Source organism: Pseudomonas sp. KBW05, from assembly GCF_003852405.1.
In the GTDB taxonomy this organism is placed as follows: Bacteria; Pseudomonadota; Gammaproteobacteria; order Pseudomonadales; family Pseudomonadaceae; genus Aquipseudomonas.
Window position 1 is genome coordinate 171,658 of the sequence record NZ_QAJM01000024.1, and the last position, 25,508, is coordinate 197,165.

Annotated in this window: 24 protein-coding genes; 19 read left to right on the forward strand and 5 right to left on the reverse strand. The window is 58.9% G+C overall.

Annotation, left to right across the window (positions count from 1 at the left end; all coding sequences use genetic code 11):
* The first annotated feature begins 4 nt into the window (after positions 1-4).
* The 8 genes from DBR46_RS23425 to DBR46_RS23460 all read left to right on the forward strand — a co-directional run bounded on the left by DBR46_RS23425 (position 5) and on the right by DBR46_RS23460 (position 8,966).
* Positions 5-772, forward strand: coding sequence for a glycosyltransferase family 2 protein (locus DBR46_RS23425; RefSeq protein WP_124528119.1), 768 nt, complete (start codon positions 5-7; stop codon positions 770-772).
* Complete coding sequence (locus DBR46_RS23430; protein WP_124528120.1) at positions 769-1,734, forward strand: SDR family oxidoreductase; 966 nt, start codon at positions 769-771, stop codon at positions 1,732-1,734. The genes DBR46_RS23425 and DBR46_RS23430 overlap by 4 nt, the downstream gene beginning before the upstream one ends.
* On the forward strand, positions 1,731-2,750 hold the full coding sequence (locus DBR46_RS23435) for a glycosyltransferase family 4 protein (protein ID WP_124528121.1): 1,020 nt from the start codon (positions 1,731-1,733) through the stop codon (positions 2,748-2,750). The genes DBR46_RS23430 and DBR46_RS23435 overlap by 4 nt, the downstream gene beginning before the upstream one ends.
* A 111-nt stretch (positions 2,751-2,861) precedes the next feature.
* Positions 2,862-4,847: a nucleoside-diphosphate sugar epimerase/dehydratase gene (locus tag DBR46_RS23440; RefSeq protein ID WP_177414116.1), complete on the forward strand. Its 1,986-nt coding sequence runs from the start codon at positions 2,862-2,864 to the stop codon at positions 4,845-4,847.
* Positions 4,848-5,065: 218 nt separating this feature from the next.
* The gene (locus DBR46_RS23445; protein WP_124528123.1) at positions 5,066-5,428 is read left to right on the forward strand and encodes an EamA family transporter; all 363 of its coding nucleotides are present in this window, start codon (positions 5,066-5,068) and stop codon (positions 5,426-5,428) included.
* Between the two features lie 49 nt (positions 5,429-5,477).
* Positions 5,478-6,503, forward strand: a complete 1,026-nt coding sequence (locus tag DBR46_RS23450; protein WP_124528124.1) for a glycosyltransferase family 2 protein — start codon at positions 5,478-5,480, stop codon at positions 6,501-6,503.
* Positions 6,503-8,452: a hypothetical protein gene (locus DBR46_RS23455; RefSeq protein ID WP_124528125.1), complete on the forward strand. Its 1,950-nt coding sequence runs from the start codon at positions 6,503-6,505 to the stop codon at positions 8,450-8,452. Before DBR46_RS23450 ends, DBR46_RS23455 begins: the two co-directional genes overlap by 1 nt.
* A gap of 181 nt (positions 8,453-8,633) precedes the next feature.
* A complete protein-coding gene (locus tag DBR46_RS23460; RefSeq protein WP_124528126.1) occupies positions 8,634-8,966 on the forward strand; it encodes a ComEA family DNA-binding protein in 333 nt (110 codons plus the stop codon).
* A 16-nt stretch (positions 8,967-8,982) separates the two neighbouring features.
* Here the strand turns inward: DBR46_RS23460 and DBR46_RS23465 are convergent, their stop codons facing one another.
* Positions 8,983-9,561, reverse strand: a complete 579-nt coding sequence (locus tag DBR46_RS23465; RefSeq protein ID WP_124528127.1) for a TetR/AcrR family transcriptional regulator — start codon at positions 9,559-9,561, stop codon at positions 8,983-8,985.
* A 130-nt stretch (positions 9,562-9,691) separates the two neighbouring features.
* On the opposite strand from DBR46_RS23465, the gene DBR46_RS23470 reads away from it, so the two are divergent.
* Positions 9,692-10,336, forward strand: coding sequence for a GntR family transcriptional regulator (locus DBR46_RS23470; protein WP_124528128.1), 645 nt, complete (start codon positions 9,692-9,694; stop codon positions 10,334-10,336).
* Between the two features lie 15 nt (positions 10,337-10,351).
* Entirely contained in the window at positions 10,352-11,200 is an 849-nt protein-coding gene (locus DBR46_RS23475) for a DUF1989 domain-containing protein (RefSeq protein ID WP_124528129.1), read from the forward strand.
* Positions 11,201-11,270: 70 nt separating this feature from the next.
* Here the strand turns inward: DBR46_RS23475 and DBR46_RS23480 are convergent, their stop codons facing one another.
* Positions 11,271-11,438, reverse strand: a complete 168-nt coding sequence (locus DBR46_RS23480) for a DUF2897 family protein (RefSeq protein WP_008437727.1) — start codon at positions 11,436-11,438, stop codon at positions 11,271-11,273.
* A 111-nt stretch (positions 11,439-11,549) separates the two neighbouring features.
* A complete protein-coding gene (eat, locus tag DBR46_RS23485) occupies positions 11,550-12,914 on the reverse strand; it encodes an ethanolamine permease (RefSeq protein ID WP_124528130.1) in 1,365 nt (454 codons plus the stop codon).
* Positions 12,915-13,328: 414 nt separating this feature from the next.
* Between eat and kdpF the strand changes: the two genes are divergently transcribed.
* The 6 genes from kdpF (at position 13,329) to DBR46_RS23515 (ending at position 21,327) form a co-directional block, all read left to right on the forward strand.
* Positions 13,329-13,418: a K(+)-transporting ATPase subunit F gene (gene kdpF / locus DBR46_RS23490; RefSeq protein WP_003218754.1), complete on the forward strand. Its 90-nt coding sequence runs from the start codon at positions 13,329-13,331 to the stop codon at positions 13,416-13,418.
* 10 nt (positions 13,419-13,428) lie between these two features.
* Positions 13,429-15,123: a potassium-transporting ATPase subunit KdpA gene (kdpA, locus tag DBR46_RS23495; RefSeq protein ID WP_124528131.1), complete on the forward strand. Its 1,695-nt coding sequence runs from the start codon at positions 13,429-13,431 to the stop codon at positions 15,121-15,123.
* Positions 15,124-15,129: 6 nt separating this feature from the next.
* A complete protein-coding gene (gene kdpB / locus DBR46_RS23500; protein WP_124528132.1) occupies positions 15,130-17,193 on the forward strand; it encodes a potassium-transporting ATPase subunit KdpB in 2,064 nt (687 codons plus the stop codon).
* 73 nt (positions 17,194-17,266) lie between these two features.
* Positions 17,267-17,812, forward strand: a complete 546-nt coding sequence (gene kdpC, locus DBR46_RS23505; RefSeq protein WP_124528133.1) for a potassium-transporting ATPase subunit KdpC — start codon at positions 17,267-17,269, stop codon at positions 17,810-17,812.
* Between the two features lie 136 nt (positions 17,813-17,948).
* A complete protein-coding gene (locus DBR46_RS23510) occupies positions 17,949-20,600 on the forward strand; it encodes a sensor histidine kinase KdpD (protein ID WP_124528134.1) in 2,652 nt (883 codons plus the stop codon).
* Between the two features lie 37 nt (positions 20,601-20,637).
* Positions 20,638-21,327, forward strand: a complete 690-nt coding sequence (locus DBR46_RS23515; protein WP_101267897.1) for a response regulator — start codon at positions 20,638-20,640, stop codon at positions 21,325-21,327.
* 132 nt (positions 21,328-21,459) lie between these two features.
* Here DBR46_RS23515 and DBR46_RS23520 read toward each other — a convergent pair whose 3' ends face one another.
* Positions 21,460-22,497 carry a patatin-like phospholipase family protein gene (locus DBR46_RS23520; RefSeq protein ID WP_124528135.1) on the reverse strand — a complete coding sequence of 346 codons (1,038 nt, stop codon included), beginning with the start codon at positions 22,495-22,497 and terminating at the stop codon, positions 21,460-21,462.
* Between the two features lie 196 nt (positions 22,498-22,693).
* On the opposite strand from DBR46_RS23520, the gene DBR46_RS23525 reads away from it, so the two are divergent.
* The 3 genes from DBR46_RS23525 to DBR46_RS23535 all read left to right on the forward strand — a co-directional run bounded on the left by DBR46_RS23525 (position 22,694) and on the right by DBR46_RS23535 (position 24,723).
* A complete protein-coding gene (locus DBR46_RS23525) occupies positions 22,694-22,972 on the forward strand; it encodes a hypothetical protein (RefSeq protein WP_017734442.1) in 279 nt (92 codons plus the stop codon).
* Between the two features lie 43 nt (positions 22,973-23,015).
* Complete coding sequence (locus DBR46_RS23530) at positions 23,016-23,777, forward strand: CHAD domain-containing protein (RefSeq protein ID WP_124528136.1); 762 nt, start codon at positions 23,016-23,018, stop codon at positions 23,775-23,777.
* 148 nt (positions 23,778-23,925) lie between these two features.
* Positions 23,926-24,723, forward strand: coding sequence for an acyl-CoA thioesterase II (locus DBR46_RS23535; protein ID WP_124528137.1), 798 nt, complete (start codon positions 23,926-23,928; stop codon positions 24,721-24,723).
* Here the strand turns inward: DBR46_RS23535 and DBR46_RS23540 are convergent.
* Positions 24,720-25,082: an Mpo1-like protein gene (locus DBR46_RS23540; RefSeq protein ID WP_124528138.1), complete on the reverse strand. Its 363-nt coding sequence runs from the start codon at positions 25,080-25,082 to the stop codon at positions 24,720-24,722. The two genes, DBR46_RS23535 and DBR46_RS23540, sit on opposite strands and share 4 nt — an antisense overlap.
* Between the last annotated feature and the right edge of the window lie 426 nt (positions 25,083-25,508).

Consider the following 25,508-nt stretch of genomic DNA (forward strand, 5'->3'; position numbering starts at 1 on the left):
TTTTTTGAAAGTTTCTATTATTACGGTTTCTTACAATAGTGGTAAGACAATCAGGGATACTATTGAATCGGTCCTGGCGCAAACGTATTCAGATATTGAATACATCATTGTTGATGGTGCCTCCCGCGACAATACCATGAGCATTGTTCAAGAGTATTCAACCTCTATTGCCAAGGTCGTGAGCGAGCCCGACAAGGGCATTTATGATGCGATGAACAAAGGCATCGCGCTGGCGACGGGTGATGTGATCGGTATTTTGAACTCCGATGACTTCTACGAAAGCGATCAATCGATTGAGTGGGTGGTGGCCGCGTTTAATGCTAACCCGCAAAGCTCACTGGTGTTTGGCGATATTGTTTTTGTCTCGCCCGATAATCTTCAGCGCGTAACCCGGTTGTATGCCGCTGCTCATTTCAAGGCATGGAAGCTGCGGTTTGGCTGGATGCCACCGCACCCAGGGACCTTCGTCAAGGCCGCTGCCTACAGGGCTGTGGGTGACTACTCCCTGTTGTATAAAATCTCTGCCGACTATGAAATGTTTGTTCGGCTGCTACTCATTAAGCGCCTGGCTTATACCCACCTCGACAAAGTGCTCGTCCGTATGCGTTCGGGAGGTGTCAGTACTGCCGGATTCAAAAGCAGTTTGCGCCTTAATAAGGAAATTGTTCAGGCATGCCGGAGAAATGGCATCTATACCAACTTGTTGATGATCTTGAGTAAGATACCTTTCAAGTTGTTGGAGTTTCTGAAACCGACAGGTTCGAAACGCTGATGAAATCTATACTGGTTACCGGCGCTTCAGGGTTCCTGGGGCGCAATCTTATCGGCCGCCTACAGGCGGATGGTTACACCGTGGCCGGTTCGATACGTCGCCCCTCCAGCGTGTTGTCAGCGACTGTCAGGACGCATCTCGTGGATGTCGAAAATCCGCAAGACTCCTGGGTACCAGCCTTGGCGGGGGTTGACACCGTTGTGCATTGCGCCGCCCGGGTCCATGTGATGCTCGACAAATCGGCAAATCCATTGGCCGAGTTTCGCAAGGCGAATGTTGAGGCAACGTTGAGATTGGCTCGTGAATCGGCGGCCGCAGGCGTTCGCAGATTCATCTTTGTCAGCTCGATCAAGGTCAACGGCGAGCAAACGTTGCCGGGTGCGCCTTATACGGCTGATGACATCCCTCAGCCCACTGATCCTTACGGTATCTCCAAGCTGGAAGCGGAAGCTGGCCTTTTGGCGCTTGCCGAGACCGTCGATATGGACGTGGTCATCATCCGCCCCGTACTTGTCTATGGGCCGGGTGTCAAAGCCAACTTTTTAAGTTTGATGACCTGGTTGTCGAGGGGCGTTCCTTTGCCCTTGGGGGCGATCCACAACAAGCGCAGTCTGGTAGCGTTGGATAATCTTTGCGACCTGATCGTAACCTGCGTAGATCATCCCGCTGCTTCCAATCAGGTATTTCTGGTCAGTGATGGCGAAGACCTCTCCACCACGGCACTGTTGCGCCGAATGGCTGAAGCGTTGAACGCACAGGCGCGCCTTCTTCCTGTGCCAGTCTGGGTGCTGAGGCTTGGTGCATTGCTGATAGGGAAGCCCGAGCTCTCCCAACGGCTGTGTGGGTCACTTCAAGTCGATATCACAAAGACACGCACTTTGTTGGGCTGGACTCCGCCAGTAAGTGTCAACACTGCACTTGCAGCGACGGCCAAGCATTATCTGAACCCGAGCAAGCTATGAACTTTTTTTGGATTCTGCCGGTATTGGCAGGCGCTTCGCTGTTGTTGACGTGGTTGTTGCGTCGTTATGCGCTCGCTGCGAGCCTGATTGATACGCCCAATGCGCGCAGTTCTCACACGATCCCGACGCCCAGGGGGGGAGGGGTTTCCATTGTTCTCTGCTTTCTGTTGGCAGTCCCCGCGCTTGCACTGGCGGGGCTTGTTTCCTGGGCTTGGGCGTGGGCGCTGCTAGGGGCAGGCGCCGGGGTTGCGGTACTGGGATTCATGGATGACCACGGGCATATTGCTGCCAGGTGGCGCTTGCTGGGGCATTTCTCCGGTGCAATCTGGGCGCTGCTTTTTATCGGTGGCCTACCTCCTGTGGTGTTTTTTGGCCACTCCGTTGAGCTGGGCTGGTTCGGGCACGTTATTGCCGTCCTGTATTTGGTCTGGTTGCTGAACCTCTATAACTTCATGGACGGGATTGACGGAATCGCCAGTGTTGAAGCGCTTTGTGTGTGCCTGGGCATGTGCGCTATCTACTGGCTGGCCGGAGCAGAGCAATTGGTCTGGCTGCCGTTGGTCCTATCGATGGCAGTACTGGGTTTCTTGTTCTGGAACTTTCCACCTGCACGTATTTTCATGGGCGATGCGGGCAGTGGTTTCATCGGTGTAACCCTCGGCGTGCTTTCACTTCAGGCGGGGTGGGTTTCATCGCAGCTACTCTGGGCTTGGCTTGTTATGCTCGGAGTGTTTATTGTGGACGCTACGTTCACTCTGATCAGACGGCTGATTCGAGGCGACAAGGTTTACGAAGCGCACCGCAGTCATGCCTATCAATTTGCTTCGCGGCGTTTTGGTCGTCATCGGCCCGTTACGTTGGCAGTACTTGCCATCAACATGATCTGGCTGTTCCCCATCGCAGTGTGTTCAGTCCTGTTCGATATTGAAGGGTTTTTGGCAGTCGCTGTCGCCTACTTGCCGTTGGTATTCCTGGCTTTCAAGTTTCATGCGGGTGAAAAGGAAAGAGCAGCTTGAGCAGTCGCTCAAGCAGGCGTTGTTTGTGCAATGTGTCGATAGAATTGTGTTTAGTGCATGGGCTCGTATGTGTAGTTGAACCCTGCGACGTGGGAGGTTGATGTGGATAGGATGCGCGCGCTACTGCTGGGATTGCCACGCCGATACAAGCGGGTCATACAGGTGATGGCGGATGTTTTTCTGGTGTGGTTTGCTCTTTGGGCCGCATTTGTCGTACGCCTTGGCGTCGACGAAATGATCAACCCGGTCAAGCTGCACTTGTGGCTGTTCGCCGTCGCCCCAGTTATTGCAATTCCACTGTTCATTCGCTTCGGCATGTATCGCGCGGTCATGCGCTACTTCGGTAACGATGCCTTGATAGCGATTGTCAAGGCGGTGACTCTTTCTGCATTGGTGCTGGCATTGGTTGTCTACTGGTACAGCAATCACCAGAATGTTGTTCCCCGTTCTATCATTTTCAACTATTGGTGGCTCAGCCTGATCACGATTGGCGGGTTGCGCTTGGCAATGCGTCAGTATTTTTTGGGCGACTGGTTCACTGCTGCGCAGCACGTTCCATTCACTCGCCGTGACGACGGCTTGACCAAGGTGGCCATCTACGGTGCTGGCGCTGCTGGTAATCAACTGGTAGCGGCGCTGCGCATGGGCCGTGTCATGCGTCCCGTTGCTTTTATCGATGACGACCTGTCTATTTCTGACCGAGTGATTTCCGGGCTTCAGGTCTACAAGCCAAAAAATATACAACGCATGATTGATGCAACCGGGGCCCAGGAGATCCTGCTCGCGATTCCATCATCCAACCGTGGACGGCGTCGTGAGATCCTTGGCTTTCTCGAGGGTTTTCCTCTGCATGTGCGAAGCGTCCCCGGGTTCATGGATCTGGCCAGCGGCCGTGTCAAGGTTGATGATATCCAGGAAGTCGATATCGCCGACTTGCTAGGGCGTGATTCAGTACCCGCCCAAAGTGAATTGCTTGAGCGTTGCGTCAAGGGCCAGAGCGTTTTGGTTACCGGAGCAGGCGGGTCCATCGGTTCGGAGCTTTGCCGTCAGATTCTTGCCCTGCAGCCGACGACTTTGCTGCTGTTCGACCACAGCGAGTTCAATCTTTACACTATTTTAAGTGAGCTGGAACAACGCGTGACGCGTGAGTCGCTGCCTGTTCGGCTTCTCCCCATCCTGGGGTCCGTGCGCAATCAAGACAAGCTACTGGAAGTGATGAAGGCCTGGCGAGTAGACACGGTTTACCATGCTGCGGCCTACAAGCATGTCCCCATGGTCGAGCACAATATTGCTGAGGGCGTGTTGAACAATGTGATCGGTACTTTGAATACAGCGCAATCAGCACTCCAGGCTGGCGTTTCAAATTTCGTACTGATTTCTACCGATAAAGCTGTTCGCCCAACCAATGTGATGGGCAGCACGAAGCGCTTGGCGGAAATGACCCTGCAGGCACTCAGTCGCGAACTGGCGCCCGTTTTGTTCGGTGATAAAGCCAATGTCTCGCGAGTGAACAAGACCCGCTTCACTATGGTTCGATTTGGCAATGTATTGGGCTCATCGGGATCGGTAATCCCGCTGTTTCACAAGCAAATCAAATCCGGCGGGCCGCTGACGGTCACCCATCCCAAGATCACCCGTTATTTCATGACGATTCCTGAAGCTGCGCAATTGGTGATTCAGGCAGGCTCCATGGGGTTGGGCGGCGATGTGTTTGTGCTCGATATGGGCGAGCCGGTAAAAATTGTCGAGCTCGCCGAAAAAATGGTGCATTTGTCGGGGCTGAGTATCAGGTCCGAGCAAAACCCCCATGGCGATATTGCGATTGAGTTCACCGGTTTGCGCCCGGGTGAAAAGCTCTACGAAGAGCTGCTGATAGGCGACAATGTGGTGGCGACTCCGCACTCGATGATTATGAGTGCGAATGAAGATTATCTGTCATGGGAGGTTCTGAAGGGGAAACTTTCGGAACTGCTGGCAGCGGTTGACAGGGACGACTACAGCCGCGTTCGGCAATTGTTGCGTGACACCGTCAGCGGCTATTCGCCGGACGGGGAAATTGTCGATTGGATGTATCTGCAGCGTCGGTTTGAGCCCTGATCGAGAGAAATAGTGTAGGGGTGTCCTGATGTGCCCAGCGTCGTTGAATAAACTCCGTTGACCGGACTGCTGTTTTTGCTGCTTGGTTTAAATGGGTGATGGCAGCGTGCCATGCAATTAGTTATTATGGGTCTTTTCACGCTATCCAAAAAAGCTTCAGTGTGAAGTGCTTGGCTAGTCGATTTTAATGTTCGACATTCTTCGTTGGTATGTAAAAAATGAATCTTTCTAATGTGTTTATTTGTATTGGCTGTGCTTTTGCCGTGGCTTCAGGTCAAGTGCTAATGAAGGTTGCGAGTCTTTCCTGGAATGAGATGGGCGGTCTGTTTAATATTCGGACCCTGTCGTGGTTGGTCACTGCATTTGCTGTATATGGTCTTTCTTCACTGGTCTGGATTTATGTGTTGAGGCATATCCCGTTATCTCAAGCATATCCTTTTTTGTCTATTACGTTCTTATTGGTGCCTATCGCCAGTGCGGTGTTTTTTTCTGAAAAATTTGATTGGGTTAACGTGGCGTCGGCGGTGTTGATTGTGGCAGGTGTTTCATTGAATTCCTTCGTTCGGCAAAACATTTCATGATTTAAGTGATTTCAATTAAAATTGGCATACTCACAGGTTTGGGTTACTTATGTTAGAGAAGATACCTTCATCGGTTCGCATTGCAGTTGTTATTCCTTGTTATAAAACAAAGAAATTCATTTTGGATGTCGTTGGTCGAATTGGCGGGGAGGTCTCTGCGATCTATGTCGTTGATGATAAATGTCCAGAAAGTACCGGCGATTATGTAAAGCGTGAGTGTGCCGATCCGCGTGTCCATGTTGTATTCAACTCAGTAAATCTAGGTGTTGGTGGTGCGGTGATGGCGGGCTATTCTGCCGCGATTGCTGACGGTTGCGACATATTGGTCAAAATCGACGGTGATGGTCAAATGGACCCTGCGTTGATTTTGAGTTTTGTCTCGCCGATCATCGCGGGACAAGCGGATTATGTAAAGGGCAATCGTTTTTTTGATCCCGAGTCGTTGAACGGCATGCCGTTTATCCGGCTGTTCGGCAATGCGGTACTTTCGTTTCTTACCAAACTCTCCACGGGATACTGGCATTTATTCGACCCGACCAATGGCTACACTGCCATTCATAGTGAGGTCGCAAAACTGCTGCCCTTGGAAAAAATCAGTCAGCGTTATTTCTTTGAAACAGACATTTTATTCCGGCTCTCGTTGCAAGGCGCCGTCGCGCACGATTTGCCTATGTCTGCGCATTATGCGGACGAAGAAAGCAATCTTAAGATCGGCAAGGTGATCCCTGAATTCCTAGCCAAGCACTTCAAAAACACCGCAAAACGGTTTTTCTATCGATATGTACTGCGTGATTTCTCCCTTGCGACTATCGAGTTTGTGTTGGGGATGATGTTGCTCGTATTTGGCTTGGCCTATGGAGCGACCCATTGGTACGCCTCTGTGCAAACGGGTACCCCCGCCACGGCAGGTTCAGTAATGATTGCCGCGTTGCCGCTTCTGACAGGCATTCAGTTTTTGTTGGCTTTTTTTAACTACGACATCCTGGCAGTCCCCAAACGTGCCCTGCACCCGGCTTTATCACATCGCTCAAGTATCGTATTGAACATCGCCGAAAGGCAGAAGGAGAGGGCCTGATGTCTTGGTTTTTGCTACTGCCTTTGGCGTCTATCGCAGGGTATGTTTTCGCATTGGCGCGGCATACATCCGTGCGATGGAGCGTGGCACCTATTACGGTGCTCAGTGCAATTGTGCTGGTACTGTTTTTTTCTGATTTTGTTTCTCTTTTACGCCCGGCAAGCCTGTGTTTGACGTTTGGCGGTATTGCGATGCTTGCGATGGAATGCAAGCAGTACTATAAAAAACATGGGTTTTCTTTTTCCACTGCAATCGTTCGAAATGTCTCACTCGTCGGCTTGGCGATCTTTTTTCTAATTGACGTTAATAAAAATGCTCAGTTTGTAAGCTGGGACATGTTCTCTCATTGGGGAACAATAATTAAGTTAATGGAGTTCGCGAATACTGCTATCGATTTGAATAATCATGGCTACCGCCTCTACTTTCAGGACTATCCCCCTGGCGCCGCGTATGTTGCCTACTATTTTCTTCGGTTTACCGGCTTTCACGAGAACATAGCAATATTTTCTCATGCTCTGCTGTTGCTGTTCATAGGTTTGCCCGCGGTTGCAGCATCGAACACATCATTTCGTACGCAGGGATTGCTTGTAGCGGCACTAACGTTTGTTTTAGTCATGCTGATGGGGCAGGGCTGGTCGACTATCCTGATCGATCAAATCGTGGGTGCGCTTTTTGGTGTGACACTCGCGATCTATTGGGGCGAGCGTAACGAGCCAAACCGTTGGATTGCGCTCCCGCCAGTGTTTGGTTTTTTGGTATTAACGAAGGATTCAGGTGCAAGTTTTGCCGTCGCCGCGATTGTTCTGATACTGGTTGTACACTGGTACAGAACTCGCCGTCTGGCAGTTGGATCGTTCGGTGGAACAAGCACGTGGAAGGCATTAGCTCTTTGCGTGCTCGTGCCGGTGGCAGTGAGTTACTCATGGTCGGCACACGTCAAGAGCGCTGAGCTGGGTCGATCACTTGCCGGTATTTCGATCAGTGGGATGATCAAGCAAGCCTCTCATTGTTGCACAACCGATCGTGAACACTTCGTTCTCGCCAGGTTTTCGGATCGTATGCTTGGTATCGAGCCCGACGCGGCAGGGGCGGGCAAAAGCACCGGTCAGATGATTAAGCAAGTTGCGACTACGCACTGGGATGCGCCAGGCAAATTAGCGCTCGCATTATTTATAGTTGGGCTTCTGATTGCAGTGTTGCAAGCCAATAGTGCAGACCGTCGTAGCTATGCACTGTTGGTTCTAGGGATCAGCGCGGGAGGGGTTGTCTATTGCCTGCTTTTGTTACTTTATTACCTGTATGGATTTAGTGATTCTGAAGGGCGGGCTCTAAGTTCATTTGAACGCTACTATGGTTCATATGCCTTGGGTACAGCCTTCCTGCTCTTGGCGGGGTTGGGCTCATTACCATTTTCTTCAAGAACGCAGAAAATTTCAGGGATGATATTGCTGTTAGCCTTGCTTGCTCCCATTACTTGGCTGGGTCGCAGCAGCATTCAGCCCTATTTGTGGAAGGGCGGTCCTGAGTATTTTCCCACTCGCGATGAATTGGTCCGACCTCTGATACATCCATTTGTCGATGAGGCTTACCCGCGAGTGAGTGTCCTGGTCGTCTGGCAGGCTGAAAAACCCTCAGTTGTTGGATTGGAATACTGGATCTTGCGTTACGAGCTCACCCCGCGCACACCGCAAGCGGGAGGCTGTTTCTCCTTCGGGCCTCCGTTGTATCCAGGTGATACCACAACGTGCAATTGGGCCGAAGATACATTCAAACGCACCTTGGGTAATAACCATTACGTGTTCGTCGGCAGTGGGCTTCAGTCGTTGCGGAAGGCCTATCCATCTGTTTTTGATGAGACAACGGCGACGGGTAACTCTGCAATACTCAAGGTCACTCAGGATACGCCAGGTGTCATTATTTTGAAGAAGTGGCGGGGCGAGCCGCGCTGATTCTCTAGAGTATGGCTATCACCGCTGGAATACCCGGCAGTGGTAGCCATATGCCTCGCGGAAGACGGTTTGCTAACACCTTGTAACCCTCCCATTTTTGACTCTCCCACAACATCACCTAAGTTTGAAAAGCAGCTTCGGAAAGCTGCTTTTCTCTCATAGTTGTCAAGGAGCGTCACCCATGCAAAACACCTACATTTCTTCCCTGATTTTCGCCTTCCTCACCACTCTCTCCGTCACTACCACCGCAGCCCCTTCAATCAAACCCGAAGCGCCAACCCCCATCACTGCGCAAATAACCAAGGTCGAGCAATCCGCCAAGGTCAACTTGAACGCCGCCGACGCCGAAACCCTGCGTCGTGACTTGTTTGGCATCGGGGCCGCCAAAGCCAAGGCGATCGTCGCCTACCGCGATAGCAACGGTCCGTTCACGGCAGTGGATGAGTTGTTGGAAGTGAAGGGCATCGGCAAGGCGTTGCTGGAGAAGAACCGCGAAAGGCTGTCGCTCAATTAAGCAGCCAGGAGGCCGGTCATTGATCGGCCTTTTCATCCTCCCGGACCTGCGTTTTCAAGGTGTCTCGCACCACGTCCATGATCCGCGTTGCCAACTGCGGATTCTCGACACTCCTGGCCAGCACCAGCGCGCCCACCAGTGTCGACATCATCACCAGTGCCTGAGCGTCAGCACGGCCTTCACCCAACGCTGTTTCAATCTGTTTGAGCCGTGCGTCGAGCACTGCATCCGTTGTCGGACTAGGCTGGCCTCGCAGCCCTAGTTCGGAACACATGGTCGGCAAAGGGCAACCCTGATCCGGAGAGCTCTGGTGCCAATCCGACAGGTAGCTGTCGATGAACGCGTCCAACGGCCGTTCCTGGCTGAACAGCATCTCGCAGTGGGCATCGAGCTCTGCGGCCGAGGCGAGCAGGGCTTTTTCCACCAGTTCGTTCTTCGACTTGAAGTGTGCGTAAAACCCGCCATGCGTCAGGTTCAGCGCTTTCATCAGCGGTTGCAAGCCGGTGGCGCCAATGCCGTCGCGGCGAAAGCGTACCGACGCTTCCTTGATGATGCGCTGATGGGTTTGGGCTTTATGGTCTTGGGAGTAACGCATAGGGCTGCCTCGGTAACGAAATGGCAGTTTAACGGAGTTGAACGTTATTACACATCCAGCGAAGCGCAGCGGTTGGCACGAAAAGTGATTACGTCTACGCAACGGATTGTTCAACAATCGTGGGGGAGTGATGACACTCAGTCTGTCGTTAGCCGACCAGATCGCCCTGGAGCTTCGCGCCGACATTATTGGTGGGCGGCTGCTGCCGGGAATGGCGTTGGTCGAGGTGGAATTGGTAAAGACTTATAACGCATCGCGCAACACGATACGCGAAGCGTTGCATCGCCTGGGGCAGGAGGGCCTGACCCGGTACGTGCGAAACAAGGGGGTTATGGTCCGGCGCCTGGAGCGTGAAGAGGTACGCGACTTGTTTGTAGTCCGGCGCACGCTTGAGTTGCAGGCCATCGCCCAGAGCCGCGCATTGACCGTCGATCAATCCGAGCGCATGCAAAATGCTATCGACGCCACCACCCTGGCACGGGAGCGTGAGGATTGGCGCGCCGTGGCCACCCACAGCCTGGTGTTCCACCAACAGATTGTCGGGCTGATGCGCAGCCCGTTGTTCGATGAGTTTTTCGCCCAGGTGATCGCCCAGTTACGCCTGGTGTTTTGTGCAGCACCCGATGAGCAGCGTTTCCAGTCGCCCTGGCTGGAGCGCGACCGCGAGATATACGCGCTATTGGTCCAAGCGGACAAACCGGCAGCAGGGCAGGCGCTGAGTTTATATCTGGACGACTCGGAGCGTGTGTCGCTGGCCCTGTTCACCCACCCCTGATCGAGGAGTTCCATGATGTACAAAGACTATCCGGCGGCATATCAGGTCAGCAAAGGTTCGGCGCTGCAGGTTGATACGGCGTTTTATGAGCGTATTCGCGAACGTGTCGACCAACGTACCTTGATCGAACAATTCGAGGTGCCGATTCGTACGGGGAGGGCGTGGAAAGTGCCGGCCGGGCATGTGTTCCGGGTGACCACCCCGGTTGGCCCGCAGGTGGGCGACTTTAACGTGTGGAACGCTCATGACCCGCGCGAACGGCTGTGGGCGGCACGCACGCGGCAGTTGCAGGGCGCCCATGTCAGCACCCATGACCGCTTGTGGTCGAACCTGCCGTTCCTGCGGCCCCTGGTGACCATCACCGATGACAGCCTGGCGAGCTACGGCATCGATGAGCACGGCGGGCGCCTGCATGACCTGCTCGGTACGCGCTGCGATCCGTATGTGAACCGCATGCTCACCGGCGAGGACTTTCATCACCATTGCCATTCCAACCTGACGCGGGCGGTTTTACCCTACGGCCTGACGGAATTCGACGTGCATGACGTGCTGAATATTTTCCAATGCACCGGCCTCAATCAGGACGACATGTATTTCATGAAGGCATGCCCGGCGCAGAAGGGTGATTACCTGGAGTTCTTTGCCGAGATTGATCTGCTGTGCGCGCTGTCGACGTGCCCGGGCGGGGACCTGTCACTGCCGATGTGGGGGCCGGACGCCCAGGACCCACTGACGGTGTGTCGTCCGCTGGGTGTTGAGATCTACCGGTTGGAAGAGGCGTTGCTCAGCGGCTGGAGCCAGCCGGAACGTGCTGCCTACAAGGGGCAGCACGGGTTGCATATTGCCAAGGCGGCTTGGGAGTAGGGCCTGGGAGGGGCTGCTTCGCAGCCCAGCGGGAGCAAGCTCCCTCGCCACAGGTTTTTGTCAGGCACTATCAGCGGTCTTGCGCGTCCTTGGCATCCGCCTGGGCGTTGCGTTCGGCCACGCGTTTGCGTTGTTCGTCGGTGAGTTCCACCTTGTTGGCGCTGTCCCGCAGCATCAGCAGGCCACCGACGATCGAGCCGATTGCCACCACTAAAATCAACCACGCATACCACGGCATAAGGCTCTCCTTGAGGCAGATTGCCGTGGGAGAATTTTCCCACGGGAATAACTGCTTTGAGTAACGGGCTTTCTCAGTAGTTCAGTGTAGGCCCGTTCTGCCTCCAGTAGATCAGAGCCCGGTCAACATCGCATCTGCCGGTGCATCGGCACGGTGCTGCGCGGTCATCTGGAAGTAGGCAAACCCTACCGCCATGAAGCCCAGGAAGATCAACCCGATCAACGTGTTGAACCAGGCCATGGCCACCAGGCATACCACCGCCAGTACCAGTGCGATGCCCGGCACAATCGGGTAGCCCGGGGCGCGGAAGGTGCGCTCCAGCAGCGGTTCGGTCTTACGCAGCTTGAACAGGCTGAGCATGCTCATGATGTACATCACGATGGCGCCGAACACCGCCATGGTGATCATCGCGGCGGTGAGCGTCATGCCGCCCAGGTTGATCAAACCGTCGCTGTAGATCGCGGCGATGCCGACCACACCACCGGCGAGGATGGCGCGGTGGGGTGTCTGAAAGCGCGACAGCTTGGCGAGGAACGATGGCAGGTAACCCGCGCGGGCCAGGGCGAAGAACTGACGCGAATAGCCGAGGATGATGCCGTGGAAGCTCGCCACCAGGCCGAACAGGCCGATCCACACCAGCATATGCAGCCAGCCGGAGTGGTCGCCCACCACGGTTTTCATCGCTTGCGGCAGTGGGTCGTTGATGTTCGATAAGGTGCGCCAGTCACCCACGCCCCCGGCGAAGAACATCACGCCCATGGCCAGGATCACCAGGGTCAGGATGCCGCTGATGTAGGCTTTTGGAATGGTGCGCTTGGGATCTTTCGCTTCTTCTGCGGCCATGGCCGCGCCTTCGATGGCGAGGAAGAACCAGATCGCAAAGGGAATCGCCGCAAACATCCCGGCAATCGCTGGCGCGCCAAAGGTGTCGGAACCTGCCCAACCATTCAGCGCGAAGTTACTGAAGCTGAACGCCGGGGCGACCACGCCCATGAATACCAGCAGCTCGGCCACGGCAAGTACGCACACCACCAGCTCAAAGGTGGCGGCGAGTTTCACGCCGAGGATGTTCAGGCCCATGAACACGAAGTAGGCGCCGACGGCCGCATGTTTCGGGTCGAGCGCCGGAAACTGCACGTTGAGATAGGCGCCGATGGCCAGGGCGATGGCGGGCGGGGCGAACACGAATTCAATGAGGGTCGCCAGCCCGGCAATCAAGCCGCCTTTCTCCCCAAACGCGCGGCGGCTGTAGGCAAACGGCCCGCCTGCATGGGGAATGGCGGTGGTCAGCTCGGTGAAACTGAAGATAAAGCAGGTGTACATCGCGGCGACCATCAACGACGTCACCAGGAAGCCCAAGGTTCCTGCGACGCCCCAGCCGTAGCTCCAACCAAAATATTCCCCGGAGATCACCAGGCCGACGGCAATGCCCCACAAATGCAGGGTGCCCAAGGTGGGCTTGAGTTGTGTGTTCATCGTGCTGCGCTCCCTGAACGGTTTGGAATGATTCAAGGTGTTGCAGCGGCCATGCCAGCCTGAGAATCATTGTCGTAAAGGCACGCAACTGTCGTCGGGGGGATGGTTTGGCGTTTGAATCTCGGCAGGGTTGCACCAGATAAGTGCGATGTTGTTTGAGCTGCCGCTATCGCGGGCAAGCCCGCTCCCACACTTGACCGCGTTCGCAAGGCGAGCACCCATCAAACTGTGGGAGCCGGGCTCGCCCGCGATGAGGCCCTCCCAGCCAGCACAAATCTCCCTGTAATCCCCGCATAAACCCACTCTTTACGCCGTCTTTACGCCCCACCCACACCCTCGCTCTCGTTCCTTTACGCCACTCCTGCGGACAATTGCCCCACACGCGGCAATACGCCGCAAAACGGAGAAACTTCCATGAGCGTTCTGGACGGGGTGTCACTGCTATTGGCCGTGGCGCTGTTCATTTATCTGCTGGTTGCGCTGTTACGCGCGGATCGGAACTAGGAGCTTGGCCATGCACAGTTATGACTATTGGCTGATCATCGCCTTCTTTGCCGTGGTGTTGGTGCCGGCGCCGTTCCTGGGCCGGTTCTACTACAAGGTGATGGAAGGCCAGCGCACCTGGCTGAGCCCGGTCCTGGGGCCCGTCGAAAAAGCCTGCTATCGCCTCTCGGGGGTGGATGAACATCAGGAACAAAGCTGGCAGAAGTACATGCTGGCGCTGCTGGCATTCAACCTCGCCGGCTTCCTGCTGCTGTTCGCCATCCTGCTGTTCCAGGACTACCTCCCACTGAACCCGCAGAAATTACCGGGCCAGGAATGGACGCTGGCCTTCAACACGGCCGTCAGTTTCATGACCAACACCAACTGGCAGTCCTACAGCGGTGAGGCGTCCCTGAGCTACCTCAGCCAGATGGCTGGCCTGACTGTGCAGAACTTCGTCAGTGCGGCCACCGGCCTGGCCGTCCTTGTCGCGTTGTGCCGTGGGATCGGGCGCAAATCCGCGCAGACACTGGGCAACTTCTGGGTCGACATGACCCGCGCCACCCTCTACGGACTGCTGCCCCTGTGCCTGGTGCTGGCGTTGTTCCTGGTGTGGCAGGGCGTGCCGCAGACCTTTGCGCATTATGTCGATGCGTTGACGATGCAGGGGGTGGATCAGGTGATCCCCCTCGGCCCGGCCGCCAGCCAGATTGCGATCAAGCAACTGGGCACCAACGGTGGTGGCTTCTTCGGCGTCAACTCGGCGCACCCGTTTGAAGATCCGACCGCGTGGGCCAACCTGTTTGAGGTGGCGTCGATCATCCTGATCCCGGTGGCGCTGGTGTTCACCTTCGGTCACTACGTCAAGGACCTGCGCCAGAGCCGCGCGATCCTCGGCTGCATGCTGGCGTTGTTCCTGATCGGCGGCGCCACCTCGCTGTGGTCCGAGTACCAGCCCAACCCGACCCTGAGCCACCCGGCTGTCGAACAGACTGCACCGTTGGAAGGCAAGGAAGCGCGCTTCGGTACCACCGGCACCGTGCTCTGGTCGGTGACCACCACCGCGGCGTCCAACGGCTCGGTCAACGGCATGCAGGACAGCCTCAGCCCGCTGAGCGGCATGGTCGCGCTGGTCAACATGATGGTCGGCGAAGTGATCTTCGGCGGCGTCGGTGCCGGCATGTACGGCATGTTGCTCAACGTGTTGATCGCGGTGTTCCTCGCCGGCTTGATGATCGGTCGCACGCCGGAATACCTCGGCAAGAAACTCCAGGCCAAGGAAGTGCAATTGCTCGTGGTGACCTTGCTGGTGATGCCGGTGGGCGTGCTTGTCCTCGGTGCCATCGCCGCCAGCCTGCCCGGCCCGGCAAGTGCCATTAGCAACCCCGGCCCCCACGGTTTCAGCCAGTTGCTCTACGCCTACACCTCGGCCAGTGCCAACAACGGCTCGGCGTTCGGCGGCTTCAGCGCCAACACCGCGTTCCACAACCTGATGCTCGGCCTTGGCATGTTGATCGGCCGCTTCGGCTACATCCTCCCGGTATTGGCCCTGGCCGGCAGCCTGGCGATGAAGAAGGCCGCACCGATTGGCCAGAACAGCTTCCCGACCCATGGCCCGCTGTTCGTGACCCTGTTGACCGTGACCATCTTGCTGGTGGGCGGCCTGACTTTCCTGCCGACGCTGGCGCTGGGACCCATTGCTGAACATTTGAGCATGGGCTTCTAAGGGGATATGACAATGAATATGCCTGCAAAAAACGCCGCTCCCGTGACTACCCAGGAGCCCGCCAAAACCGCCATCTCCGCCCTGTGGCGCCCGGCGCTGGTCCAGGCCTTCGTCAAGCTGGACCCGCGCCAACTGCAACGCTCGCCGGTGATGTTGGTGGTCGAACTGACCGCCATCCTCACCACCGTGCTGTGCTTTGTGCCCGACACCACCGTGCCGACGTTCGTCGCCGTGCAAATCGCTGTGTGGTTGTGGTTCACCGTGCTGTTCGCCAACTTCGCCGAAGCCTTGGCCGAAGGGCGTGGCAAGGCCCGTGCCGACAGCCTCAAGGCCGGCAGCGAAGGCCTCAGCGCACGCCGCAAGGAAGCCGACGGCAGCTTCAAGGTCGTGCCGGCCACCAGCCTGCGCAAAGGCGATGTGGTGCGCGTCGCCGCCGGGGAAATGATCCCTGGTGACGGCGAGGTCATCGAAGGCATTGCGGCGGTTAACGAAGCGGCTATCACCGGCGAATCCGCACCGGTGATTCGTGAATCCGGCGGCGACCGTTCGGCGGTCACCGGCAACACGCGCCTGGTCTCGGACTGGCTGCTGATCCGCATCACCGCCAACCCCGGCGAGTCCACCCTGGACCGCATGATCGCCCTGGTCGAAGGCGCCAAACGCCAGAAAACCCCCAACGAAGTGGCGCTGGATATCCTGCTGATCGGCCTGACCCTGATCTTCCTGCTGGTGGTGGTGACCCTGCAACCGTTCGCCCACTTCGCCAATGGCAGCTTGCCCCTGGTGTTCCTGGTCGCACTGCTGGTGACGTTGATTCCTACGACGATTGGCGGCCTGTTGTCGGCCATCGGCATCGCCGGCATGGACCGCCTGGTGCGCCTCAACGTGATCGCCAAATCCGGGCGCGCGGTGGAGGCGGCGGGGGACGTGCACGTGCTGCTGCTGGACAAGACCGGTACCATCACCTTTGGCAACCGCCGTTGCTCGGCGGTGGTCGCGGCGCCTGGCGTCAGCGGCCGCGAGCTGGCCGAAGGCGCGTTGCTGGCATCCCTGGCGGACGACACGGCGGAAGGCAAATCCATCGTCGAATACCTGCGTGCGCTGCACCCCCAAGCCGAGCCGTCCCTGGACGCACTGACCGCCGTACCGTTCAGCGCCGAAACCCGCTTGTCCGGCGTCGACTACCAAGGCCGCGTATTCCGCAAAGGCGCGGTGGATTCGCTGCTGGCCTTTGTCGGCCAACAACGCCGCGACCTCGCACCCGCGCTGTCGCGGGAAATCGACAAGATCGCCCAAAGCGGCGGCACCCCGTTGCTGGTGTGCGCCGACGGCAAATTGCTCGGTGCGATTCACCTCAAGGACGTGGTCAAGCCCGGCATCCGCGAACGTTTCGCCGAACTGCGCAAGCTGGGGATTCGCACCGTGATGGTCACCGGCGATAACCCGCTGACCGCCGCCGCCATTGCTGCCGAAGCCGGCGTGGATGACGTCCTGGCCGAAGCCACCCCGGAGAAAAAACTCGCGCGCATTCGTCACGAGCAAAACGACGGCCGCCTGGTTGCGATGTGCGGTGACGGTGCCAACGACGCCCCGGCGCTGGCCCAGGCTGACGTCGGCATGGCGATGAACGACGGCACCCAGGCTGCCCGCGAAGCGGCGAACATGGTCGACCTCGACAGCGACCCCACCAAGCTGCTGGACGTGGTGCAGATCGGCAAGGAATTGCTGGTGACCCGTGGTGCACTGACGACCTTTTCCATCGCCAACGACGTGGCCAAGTACTTCGCGATCCTGCCGGCGCTGTTCGCCTCGATCTACCCGCAATTGGGTGTGCTCAACGTGATGCACCTGCAGAGCCCGCAGAGCGCGATCCTCTCGGCCATCGTGTTCAACGCCTTGATCATCGTGGTGTTGATTCCCCTGGCCCTGCGCGGCGTGCGTGTGCAGGCGGCGAGTGCGGCGGCGTTGCTGCGGCGCAACCTGCTGATCTACGGCGTGGGCGGGCTGTTGGTACCGTTCGTGGGCATCAAGGCCATCGACATGCTGCTGACCGCGCTGCACCTGGTCTAAGTCCAACGACTGTCTGTGGCGAGGGAGCAAGCTCCCTCGCCACAATGGTTCTCGATTTGTTAAGGAGTTGAACATGGCTAACATCATCCGCCCGGCCCTGAGCCTGCTGGTGCTCATGACCCTGATTACCGGCGTCGCCTATCCACTGGTGGTCACCGGCGTCGCCCAAGTCGCCTTCCCCGAGCAGGCCAACGGCAGCCTGGTGTACGACGCCAGCGGCAAGGTGCGCGGCTCCAGCCTGATCGCCCAGGATTTCAGCGGTGACAACTGGTTCCACCCGCGCCCATCCGCCGGTGCCTTCGCCACGGTTTCCAGCAGTGCCAGCAACCTCGGCCCGAGCAACCCGGCATTGGCCACGCGCGTCTTCGACGATGCGAGCAAACAGCTGGTGCCAAGCCAGGGGCCAGTGCCTTTGGCCTCGTTGACTACCTCTGGCAGCGGTCTTGATCCACACTTGCCACCGGAGGCGATTGCCTATCAACTGGCGCGCGTGGCGGCGGCGCGGAATGTGCCGGTGTCGACCTTGCAACGTTTGCTGGATGAGCACATCGAAAGCCCGTTGGTGGGGCCGCCGGTGGTGAATGTGCTGGCGCTGAACATGGCCCTGGAAAAACTGTAATCCCCTGTGGGAGCGGGCTTGCTCGCGAAGGCGGTGTGTCAGTCACAGGTATTTCAACTGAACCACCGCTTTCGCGAGCAAGCCCGCTCCCACATTGGATCCTCAGTGAACATAAATACCTGAAGGAACCCCCTACATGAGCGACTCCGGCCGCGCCGATGCCCTGCTAGCCGATCTGCCCCGCAACGGCCGTGGCCGGCTCAAAGTCTTCCTCGGCGCCGCGCCAGGCGTGGGCAAGACCTACGCCATGCTCCAGGCCGCCCACACCCAGCTGCGCCAGGGCGTGAAGTTGATCGCCGGCGTGGTCGAGACCCACGGCCGCGCCGAGACCGAAGCCTTGCTCAGCGGCCTGCCGCAGCAACCGTTATTGCGCAGCGAATACCGCGGCGTGATGCTCGAAGAAATGGACCTCGACGGCCTGCTCGCCGCCAAGCCCAAGCTGGTGCTGGTGGACGAACTGGCCCACAGCAACGCCCCCGGCAGCCGGCATGAAAAACGCTGGCAAGACATCCAGGAACTGCTCGCTGCCGGCATCAACGTCTTCACCACGGTCAACGTCCAGCACCTGGAGAGCCTCAACGACCAAGTGCGCGGCATCACCGGCGTGCAGGTGCGTGAAACCCTGCCGGACTGGGTGCTGCAAGAGGCCGACGAACTGCTGCTGATCGACCTGCCATCGCGCGAACTGCTGGAGCGTCTGCGCGACGGCAAGGTGTATGTGCCGGAACAGGCACGCGCGGCCATCGACGCATTTTTCACCCAGACTAACCTGATGGCCCTGCGCGAGCTGGCGATGCAGACCGCCGCCGCCCACGTCGATGACGACTTGGCCCAAGGCTACCGCCAACTCGGCCAGGCCGCGCCAGCGGTGCGCGGTCGCCTGCTGGTGGGCGTGGACGGAGATGCCCAGGCCGAACGCCTGGTGCGTCACGCCAGCCGTGTTGCGCAGCGTCGGCATTTGCCGTGGAGCCTGGTGCATATCGACAACGGCGGCGCGCGGGATGAGCAATCGCGGCTGCGCCTGCAAAACGCCCAACAACTGGCCGAACGCCTGGGCGGCGAAGTGGTATTGCTGCGGGCCGGGGAGGTGGCCAAGACCCTGATCCAGCACGCCGCCGAACGCCGTGCCAGCCTACTGCTGGTGGGGCAGTCGCGCATGCGCTGGCGCCGTCGGGTATTCGGTGGCGGGCTCGCGGCGCGCCTGTTGCGCAATGCCCGTGGGTTGGAAATCAACGTCCTCGACAGCGACGACATCCCCGCACCGCCGCGCCTGCCGGATGTGCGTGGGCTGGTGTGGTTCGACTACGGCCTGGCGGTGGTGGCGACCGTCGTCGCGGCGGCGGTGGCCTGGGCGGTGTCCAGCGTATTGCCGTTGCCGAATATCTCGTTGGTGTTCCTCGCGGCAGTCTTGCTGGTGGCGGTGCGCAGCAGCCTGGGCCCGTCGCTGGTGTGCGCGGCGCTGTCGTTCATGACCTATGACTTCCTGTTTATCCCGCCGAATTTCTCCTTCGCGATCCAACGTGAAGAAGACGTGCTGACCTTGCTGTTCTTCCTGCTGATGGCAGCGCTCACCGGCAACCTCGCAGCGCGTCAACGCCGACAGTTGCAGGCGCTGCGCGACACCCAGGAAGAAACCAGCGAGTTGCTCGACCTGTCGCGCAAGCTCACCGCTGCCACTGACCGCCAGGCGGTGATCAGCGCGGCGGCCCATCACCTGGAAGGCTGGAGCGACCTCGACCTGTGCCTGGTCAATCGCGACGGCCAGGGTGGTTGGACGATCGAAACCGGTGGCCCGCTGACCCTCACCGAAGGCGAACGCGCCGCTGCGGACTGGGCCTGGCAGCACGATCAACCGGCCGGCATGGGCACCGGCACCTTGCCGCTTGGACGTTGGTGGTGGTGGCCGTTATCCGCTGAAGAAGGGCCGCTGGGCTTGCTCGGCGTGAGCCCCAAACCGGGCCTGGAATTGAGCGGCCAGCGCCGCCGCCTGCTGACGGCCTTGAGCCAGCCGCTGGCGCAAGCCCTGGCCCGTGCGCAACTGGCGCAGGAGTTGGAGTCGGCACGCCTGCACGGCGAAACCGAGCAACTGCGCAGCGCCTTGCTCGCCTCGGTGTCCCACGATTTGCGCACGCCGCTGACCTCCATGCGCGGCAGCATCGACAGCCTGCTGGCCCTCGGCGAGGCCATCCCGCTGGAGGATCGCCGCGAACTGCTGGAAGGCACCCGCGATGAAGCCGAGCGCCTCGACCGCTACATCCAGAACCTGCTGGACATGACGCGCCTGGGCCACGGCGCGTTGAAGCTGGCGCGGGACTGGGTATCGCCGGGTGATATCGTCGGCAGTGCCCTCGGCCGATTGCGCGCCGTACTGGCGCCGCTGCAGGTGCACACCGAGGTGCCGGCACAGTTGCCATTGCTGTATGTGCACGCGGCGCTGATCGAGCAGGCTTTGGTCAATGTGCTGGAAAACGCCGCGCGCTTTTCGCCGGTCCATGGGCGTTTGCAGTTGAGCGCGGGGGTAGTGGATAACCAGCTGTTTTTTGCCGTCGCCGACGAAGGTCCCGGCATTCCCGAGGACGAGCGCGCGAAGATTTTCGACATGTTCTACACCGCCGCCCGTGGCGATCGCGGCGGGCAGGGCACGGGCCTTGGCCTGGCGATCTGCCAGGGCATGGTCGGCGCCCACGGCGGGCATATTGGTGTGGCCGACGGCATCGATGGCCGCGGTACTTGCATCACCCTGTTCCTGCCGTTGCCGACCCAGCCTGGCCTGGAGCGCGAGGCATGAGCTACCCTGTTTTCTCTCCCGATTCTGATTGGACACCATGAGCCAGACCGCGACGATTTTGGTCATTGATGACGAACCGCAGATCCGCAAATTCCTGCGTATCAGCCTGGCTTCCCAGGGCTACAAGGTGATCGAGGCCGGTACCGGCAACGAAGGCCTGGCCCAGGCAGCACTGAGTAAACCGGACTTGCTGGTGCTCGACCTCGGCCTGCCGGACATGGACGGCCAGCAGGTGCTGCGCGAATTTCGCGAGTGGTCCACGGTGCCGGTACTGGTGCTGTCGGTGCGCGCCAGCGAAGGGCAGAAAGTCGAAGCCCTGGACGGCGGCGCCAATGACTATGTGACCAAGCCCTTTGGTATCCAGGAATTTCTCGCCCGCGTGCGTGCGCTGCTGCGCCAGGCGCCGGCGGGGGAGGCGCAGGAAGCGGCGCTGTCGTTCGGCCCGCTGACCGTGGACCTGGCCTACCGCCGCGTGCTGCTGGACGGCGTCGAAGTCGCCCTGACGCGCAAGGAATACGCGGTGCTGGCGCAACTGGCGCGGCATCCAGGACGGGTGATTACCCAGCAGCAATTGCTCAAGGATATCTGGGGGCCGACGCACACCGAAGACAGTCACTACCTGCGGATTGTGGTGGGGCATTTGCGGCAGAAGCTGGCGGATGATCCGACGCAGCCGCGGTTTATCGTGACGGAGGCGGGGGTGGGGTATCGGTTGTTGAGCGCTTAGATTTGCGTTGTGTGTGCCGGCCTCTTCGCGAGCAAGCCCGCTCCCACATTTGACCGCATTTCAAATGTTGGAACACGGTCAAGTGTGGGAGCGGGCTTGCTCGCGAAGGGGCCATCAGCAACAGCCAAAATTTCAGCCCTGCTCACTCTCATACCGATCCAAGGTGTCCCGCGCAATCTCCCGCCCCAACGCGATCAACTCCGGCGCCTTGTAGAACTCGAAAAACCGGCACACCCGCTTCGGCACGTTGATCAATACATCCGGCGGGTACCCGGCAATCTTGTACTGCGCCAATGACGTCTGCATCACCTCGAAACTCTGGTTGATCAGGTCCAGCAACGACGCCGGCCCCACGTTATCAATGATGAACGAACCGGTGGCCGACTTCGGCGCGCCAGCCTTTTCCGGTGCGGCGGCGGGTTGCTGGGATTCGGGTTCTGCCGCGTCCAGCCACGGGTTGATGTCGGCGGCTTCGGCCTGCAAGGCTTCCTGTTCCAGCTTCATCAATTGCTCGGCCTGCTTACGCCGAAACGGCAGGTGCGAACCGAGTGATTTGGCCAGGCTGTTGAAGCGGCTCTTGAACGCCGGTGGGCGCTGGATCACCGGCAGTTGGTAGTGCTTCTGGTTGGTGGCGTTGAGGTTGACCGCGATGATCAAATCGCAATGGCTCGACACCACCGGCACGATGGGCAGCGGGTTGAGCAGGCCGCCGTCCACCAGCATGCGGTTGCCTTGCATCACCGGCGTGAACAGGCTGGGGATCGCCGCCGAAGCACGCATGGCCTGGTGCAGGCAGCCTTCCTGGAACCAGATTTCCTGTTGGTTGGTGAGGTCGGTGGCGACGGCGGTGTAGGGGATGCGCAACTCTTCGATATTCAACTCGCCAACGATCTTGCGGATCTGGCCGAAGACCTTCTCGCCACGAATTGCCCCGAGGCGAAAGCTCACGTCCACCAGGCGCAGCACGTCGAGGTAGTCGAGGCTTTCGATCCAGTTGCGGTACTCATCCAGCTTGCCGGCGGCGTAGATGCCACCGACCACGGCGCCCATGGAGCAACCGGCGACACAGGCGATGTCATAGCCCCGTCGTTCGATCTCTTCAATCACGCCGATATGGGCGTAGCCCCGGGCACCGCCAGAGCCCAGTACCAAGGCAACACGTTTCTTCATGGTCATGTCCTACAGATGGCAGGTGCCCACAATGCACCCATTGAGGGGGCGGCTTCAATCTTCGCAGCGGGAGTGCTAAGCCTCGGGTATGCTCTGGTGATAGGTACGACCGATTTCAGGCTAAGGACAAGGCACTTTTTCATGTAGGCAACGTCTACAACGTACGACTGTTTTTCTTTATTTTGAGGTGTCATCGATGAAAGCCTGGATGTGTGTGCCTGTGATCGTGTTGGCCCTGGCTGGTTGTGCCGGGAAAACCGCGTACCGCGACAGCTGCGGCACGCAATTGGATGCCGCTTGGCACGAGCTGGACCTGGCCAAGGCCGAAGGGTTCGCCGGGACTGTCAGCTACTCCAAGGCCCTGTCCCTGCTGACCGGTGCCAAGACCCAGCAGCAATTTGAAGCGTTTGAAGGCTGTGCCAACAAGGCCGAGAAAGCGCGGTTCTATATTCGTGAGTCGCGCGCCGGGCGTTGATCCGAGCAGCGAGTAGGAATTTTCATCGGAGAGTGAGGGCAGGATGTCAGCGTTGGTCGATCAGTTAGTCGCTCAGGTCATTGGCCTGGAAGTAGGGTTGCTGAGCTGCCAGGCTCGTCTCACCGCCGTCACCGACGATGAAGCCCTGCATGACCTGCGCACCACCGTGCGCCGCCTGCGCAGCTTGTTGCGCCCCTTGCGTGGGCTGCCGGGCGTGGAACAGCTTGAATCGGCCGCCAGCGCGGTCGGCCAATTGACCACGCCGCTGCGTGACCGCGAGGTGCTGGCAGCCTATTTGCACCAGCACGGTTATCACGAGGCGGCTGACCGGCGCCTGCGCCTGCAACCCGAGGCGTATCGCCACGTGGCGCAAAGCCCCGAGTTGGCGCAGCTGCTGCTGATCCTCGATGCCTTCCCGCGCTTTATCCGCGCATCCGAACATCAGAAATTGCTCAAGGGCCTGCGCCCGCGCATCGAGAAGCGTCTGGCTAAGCAATGGCAGGCCCTCGACGTCGCCTTGAAGGACCCAGGCCATGATCGCCACCGCCTGCGGTTGCTGATCAAGCGCGTACGCTATGCCGCCGAGGCCTACCCCGAATTGAACAAGCTCCCCACCAACGCCATGTCCCGCCTGAAGAAAGCCCAGGGTGCCCTGGGGGATTGGCACGACTGCTGGCAGTGGCTGGCCCAGGCCGAACACCAGCCTGATCTGCAACCCTGCGTAGCTGTGTGGCAGCGCACCATGGCCAAGGCAGAAGGGCAGGCGGACCGCGTGCTGGATAAACTCCGCACCGATTGTTTCTGACACCTGATCGTCCCCACGCCCCGCGTGGGAACGCAGCCCAGGACGCTCCGTGTCCTACAATCGTCCGGCTTTTGGCCGGAATAGGCGCTGTACCCGGCCAACACGCTGGTTAAGATCGCCCATCCGTTTCTTTTGATGTGAGGTCGCCATGCGCTTTAGTGATTTGCTCGATGCCGCCCGAAGCCACCCGCAAGACGTCACCATCCCCGCCGAATGGGCTCAAGGCCGTGCCACCTTTGGCGGCCTGGTTGCCGCGTTGCAATACGAAGCGCTGCGTGCCCAGGTTCCGGCAGATCGGCCATTGCGCTCGTTGGCGATCACCTTCGTCGGCCCAGTGGCGCCCGATGTACCGGCCAGCTATCAAGTCGAAGTGTTGCGCGAAGGCAAGGCCGTCAGCCAATTGCTCGGTCGCGTGGTGCAGAACGGCGAAGTGGCGACGCTGGTGCAGGCCAGTTTCGGTGGGTCTCGGGAGTCGGAAATTACGGTTGAAAGCGAAGCGCCGCCGGTGTTCAAGCATTGGGACGAATGCCAGGAACTGCCCTATATCAAGGGCGTCACCCCGGAGTTCATGCGCCATTTGGCGATGCGCTGGAGTGTCGGCGGCCTACCGTTTACCGGGAACAAGTCCCGCGATATGGGCGGCTGGGTCCGACTGCGTGGTGATGTGAAAGAAGAACCGCTGACCGAGGCGCACATCCTCGCCCTGGTGGACGCCTGGCCCCCGGCCTTGCTGCCGCACCTGAAGAAGCCCGCGCCGGGCAGCACGCTGACCTGGACTATCGAATTTATCCAACCCTTGCAGGACCTTTCGACGTTGGACTGGTGCCAATACTACGTAACCATCGAGCATGCCCGCGACGGCTATGGCCACGCTGCCGCCGCGCTGTGGAGCCCGAGCGGCGCGTTGATTGCTATCAGCCGCCAGACCGTGGTGGTGTTCGCTTAATGCCGATGGCGCTGCCGCCAGGCGCGCCACCAGCCACCGCTCAGGACAAAACGCGGGAAGGTCACGAACTGCTCGACCACCAGGCGCTGTACGGCGTCTGTGCGATCACTGAACGGCTCACTGGCCTGGGCTTCAAGGCTATGGCCGTGACGCTGCAACGCCAGGCCGGCAACGATGCCGACCACACCAATGGCGAAACTGGCCAGGCTCAGGCTGAACACCCCGGACACAATCAACAGAAACCCGACGATGAACAGCGGCACGGCAATCAGGTGCAACGCCAGGTTGGTCGGGTGCTGATGGTTTTGCGGGTAGTTGCGCCATTGCCAGGCGGGGAGATTGGGGTGACGTTTGCCCATGATGAAAAATCCTCTGTCCGTTGAAACAACTTGAACAGAGTTTAGGTGGGGGCGGGCGGGTCGGCGAATCAAGGCTGGCTATGGGGGCTATAGGTATCTAAACAACATTGAGCATTACTGCTGGACCCGTGGCGAGGGACTGGCAGTCGGGCATTTTTTACCGGGTGTAAACCGGCTCTACTGTGGGAGCTGGCTTGCCTGCGATAGCTTCCTGACAGACGATCGCAGTTTGTCGGATGGACACCGGTCCAAATGTGGGAGCGGGCTTGCTCGCGAAGGCTATGTGTCGGGCGCTGGAGCTTTTTGGTCGGAGTACATATCCATTGCTGCGGTCACGGCCACTGACGGTTCCGCTCTTACAGCGGCTCACTTTTGGAAGGACCCAAAAGTAAGCAAAAGGTCCTCGCCGGTATGACTCACCCACAT

Excerpts from the sequence above, each read along its gene's own strand:
- DBR46_RS23435 (WP_124528121.1), top strand. The coding sequence starts at position 1,731 with ATGAACTTTTTTTGGATTCTGCCGGTATTGGCAGGCGCTTCGCTGTTG.
- DBR46_RS23440 (WP_177414116.1), top strand. The coding sequence starts at position 2,862 with ATGCGCGCGCTACTGCTGGGATTGCCACGCCGATACAAGCGGGTCATA.
- DBR46_RS23445 (WP_124528123.1), top strand. The coding sequence starts at position 5,066 with ATGAATCTTTCTAATGTGTTTATTTGTATTGGCTGTGCTTTTGCCGTG.
- DBR46_RS23450 (WP_124528124.1), top strand. The coding sequence starts at position 5,478 with ATGTTAGAGAAGATACCTTCATCGGTTCGCATTGCAGTTGTTATTCCT.
- DBR46_RS23455 (WP_124528125.1), top strand. The coding sequence starts at position 6,503 with ATGTCTTGGTTTTTGCTACTGCCTTTGGCGTCTATCGCAGGGTATGTT.
- DBR46_RS23460 (WP_124528126.1), top strand. The coding sequence starts at position 8,634 with ATGCAAAACACCTACATTTCTTCCCTGATTTTCGCCTTCCTCACCACT.
- DBR46_RS23465 (WP_124528127.1), bottom strand. The coding sequence starts at position 9,561 with ATGCGTTACTCCCAAGACCATAAAGCCCAAACCCATCAGCGCATCATC.
- DBR46_RS23470 (WP_124528128.1), top strand. The coding sequence starts at position 9,692 with ATGACACTCAGTCTGTCGTTAGCCGACCAGATCGCCCTGGAGCTTCGC.
- DBR46_RS23475 (WP_124528129.1), top strand. The coding sequence starts at position 10,352 with ATGTACAAAGACTATCCGGCGGCATATCAGGTCAGCAAAGGTTCGGCG.
- DBR46_RS23480 (WP_008437727.1), bottom strand. The coding sequence starts at position 11,438 with ATGCCGTGGTATGCGTGGTTGATTTTAGTGGTGGCAATCGGCTCGATC.
- eat (WP_124528130.1), bottom strand. The coding sequence starts at position 12,914 with ATGAACACACAACTCAAGCCCACCTTGGGCACCCTGCATTTGTGGGGC.
- kdpF (WP_003218754.1), top strand. The coding sequence starts at position 13,329 with ATGAGCGTTCTGGACGGGGTGTCACTGCTATTGGCCGTGGCGCTGTTC.
- kdpA (WP_124528131.1), top strand. The coding sequence starts at position 13,429 with ATGCACAGTTATGACTATTGGCTGATCATCGCCTTCTTTGCCGTGGTG.
- kdpB (WP_124528132.1), top strand. The coding sequence starts at position 15,130 with ATGACAATGAATATGCCTGCAAAAAACGCCGCTCCCGTGACTACCCAG.
- kdpC (WP_124528133.1), top strand. The coding sequence starts at position 17,267 with ATGGCTAACATCATCCGCCCGGCCCTGAGCCTGCTGGTGCTCATGACC.
- DBR46_RS23510 (WP_124528134.1), top strand. The coding sequence starts at position 17,949 with ATGAGCGACTCCGGCCGCGCCGATGCCCTGCTAGCCGATCTGCCCCGC.
- DBR46_RS23515 (WP_101267897.1), top strand. The coding sequence starts at position 20,638 with ATGAGCCAGACCGCGACGATTTTGGTCATTGATGACGAACCGCAGATC.
- DBR46_RS23520 (WP_124528135.1), bottom strand. The coding sequence starts at position 22,497 with ATGAAGAAACGTGTTGCCTTGGTACTGGGCTCTGGCGGTGCCCGGGGC.
- DBR46_RS23525 (WP_017734442.1), top strand. The coding sequence starts at position 22,694 with ATGAAAGCCTGGATGTGTGTGCCTGTGATCGTGTTGGCCCTGGCTGGT.
- DBR46_RS23530 (WP_124528136.1), top strand. The coding sequence starts at position 23,016 with ATGTCAGCGTTGGTCGATCAGTTAGTCGCTCAGGTCATTGGCCTGGAA.
- DBR46_RS23535 (WP_124528137.1), top strand. The coding sequence starts at position 23,926 with ATGCGCTTTAGTGATTTGCTCGATGCCGCCCGAAGCCACCCGCAAGAC.
- DBR46_RS23540 (WP_124528138.1), bottom strand. The coding sequence starts at position 25,082 with ATGGGCAAACGTCACCCCAATCTCCCCGCCTGGCAATGGCGCAACTAC.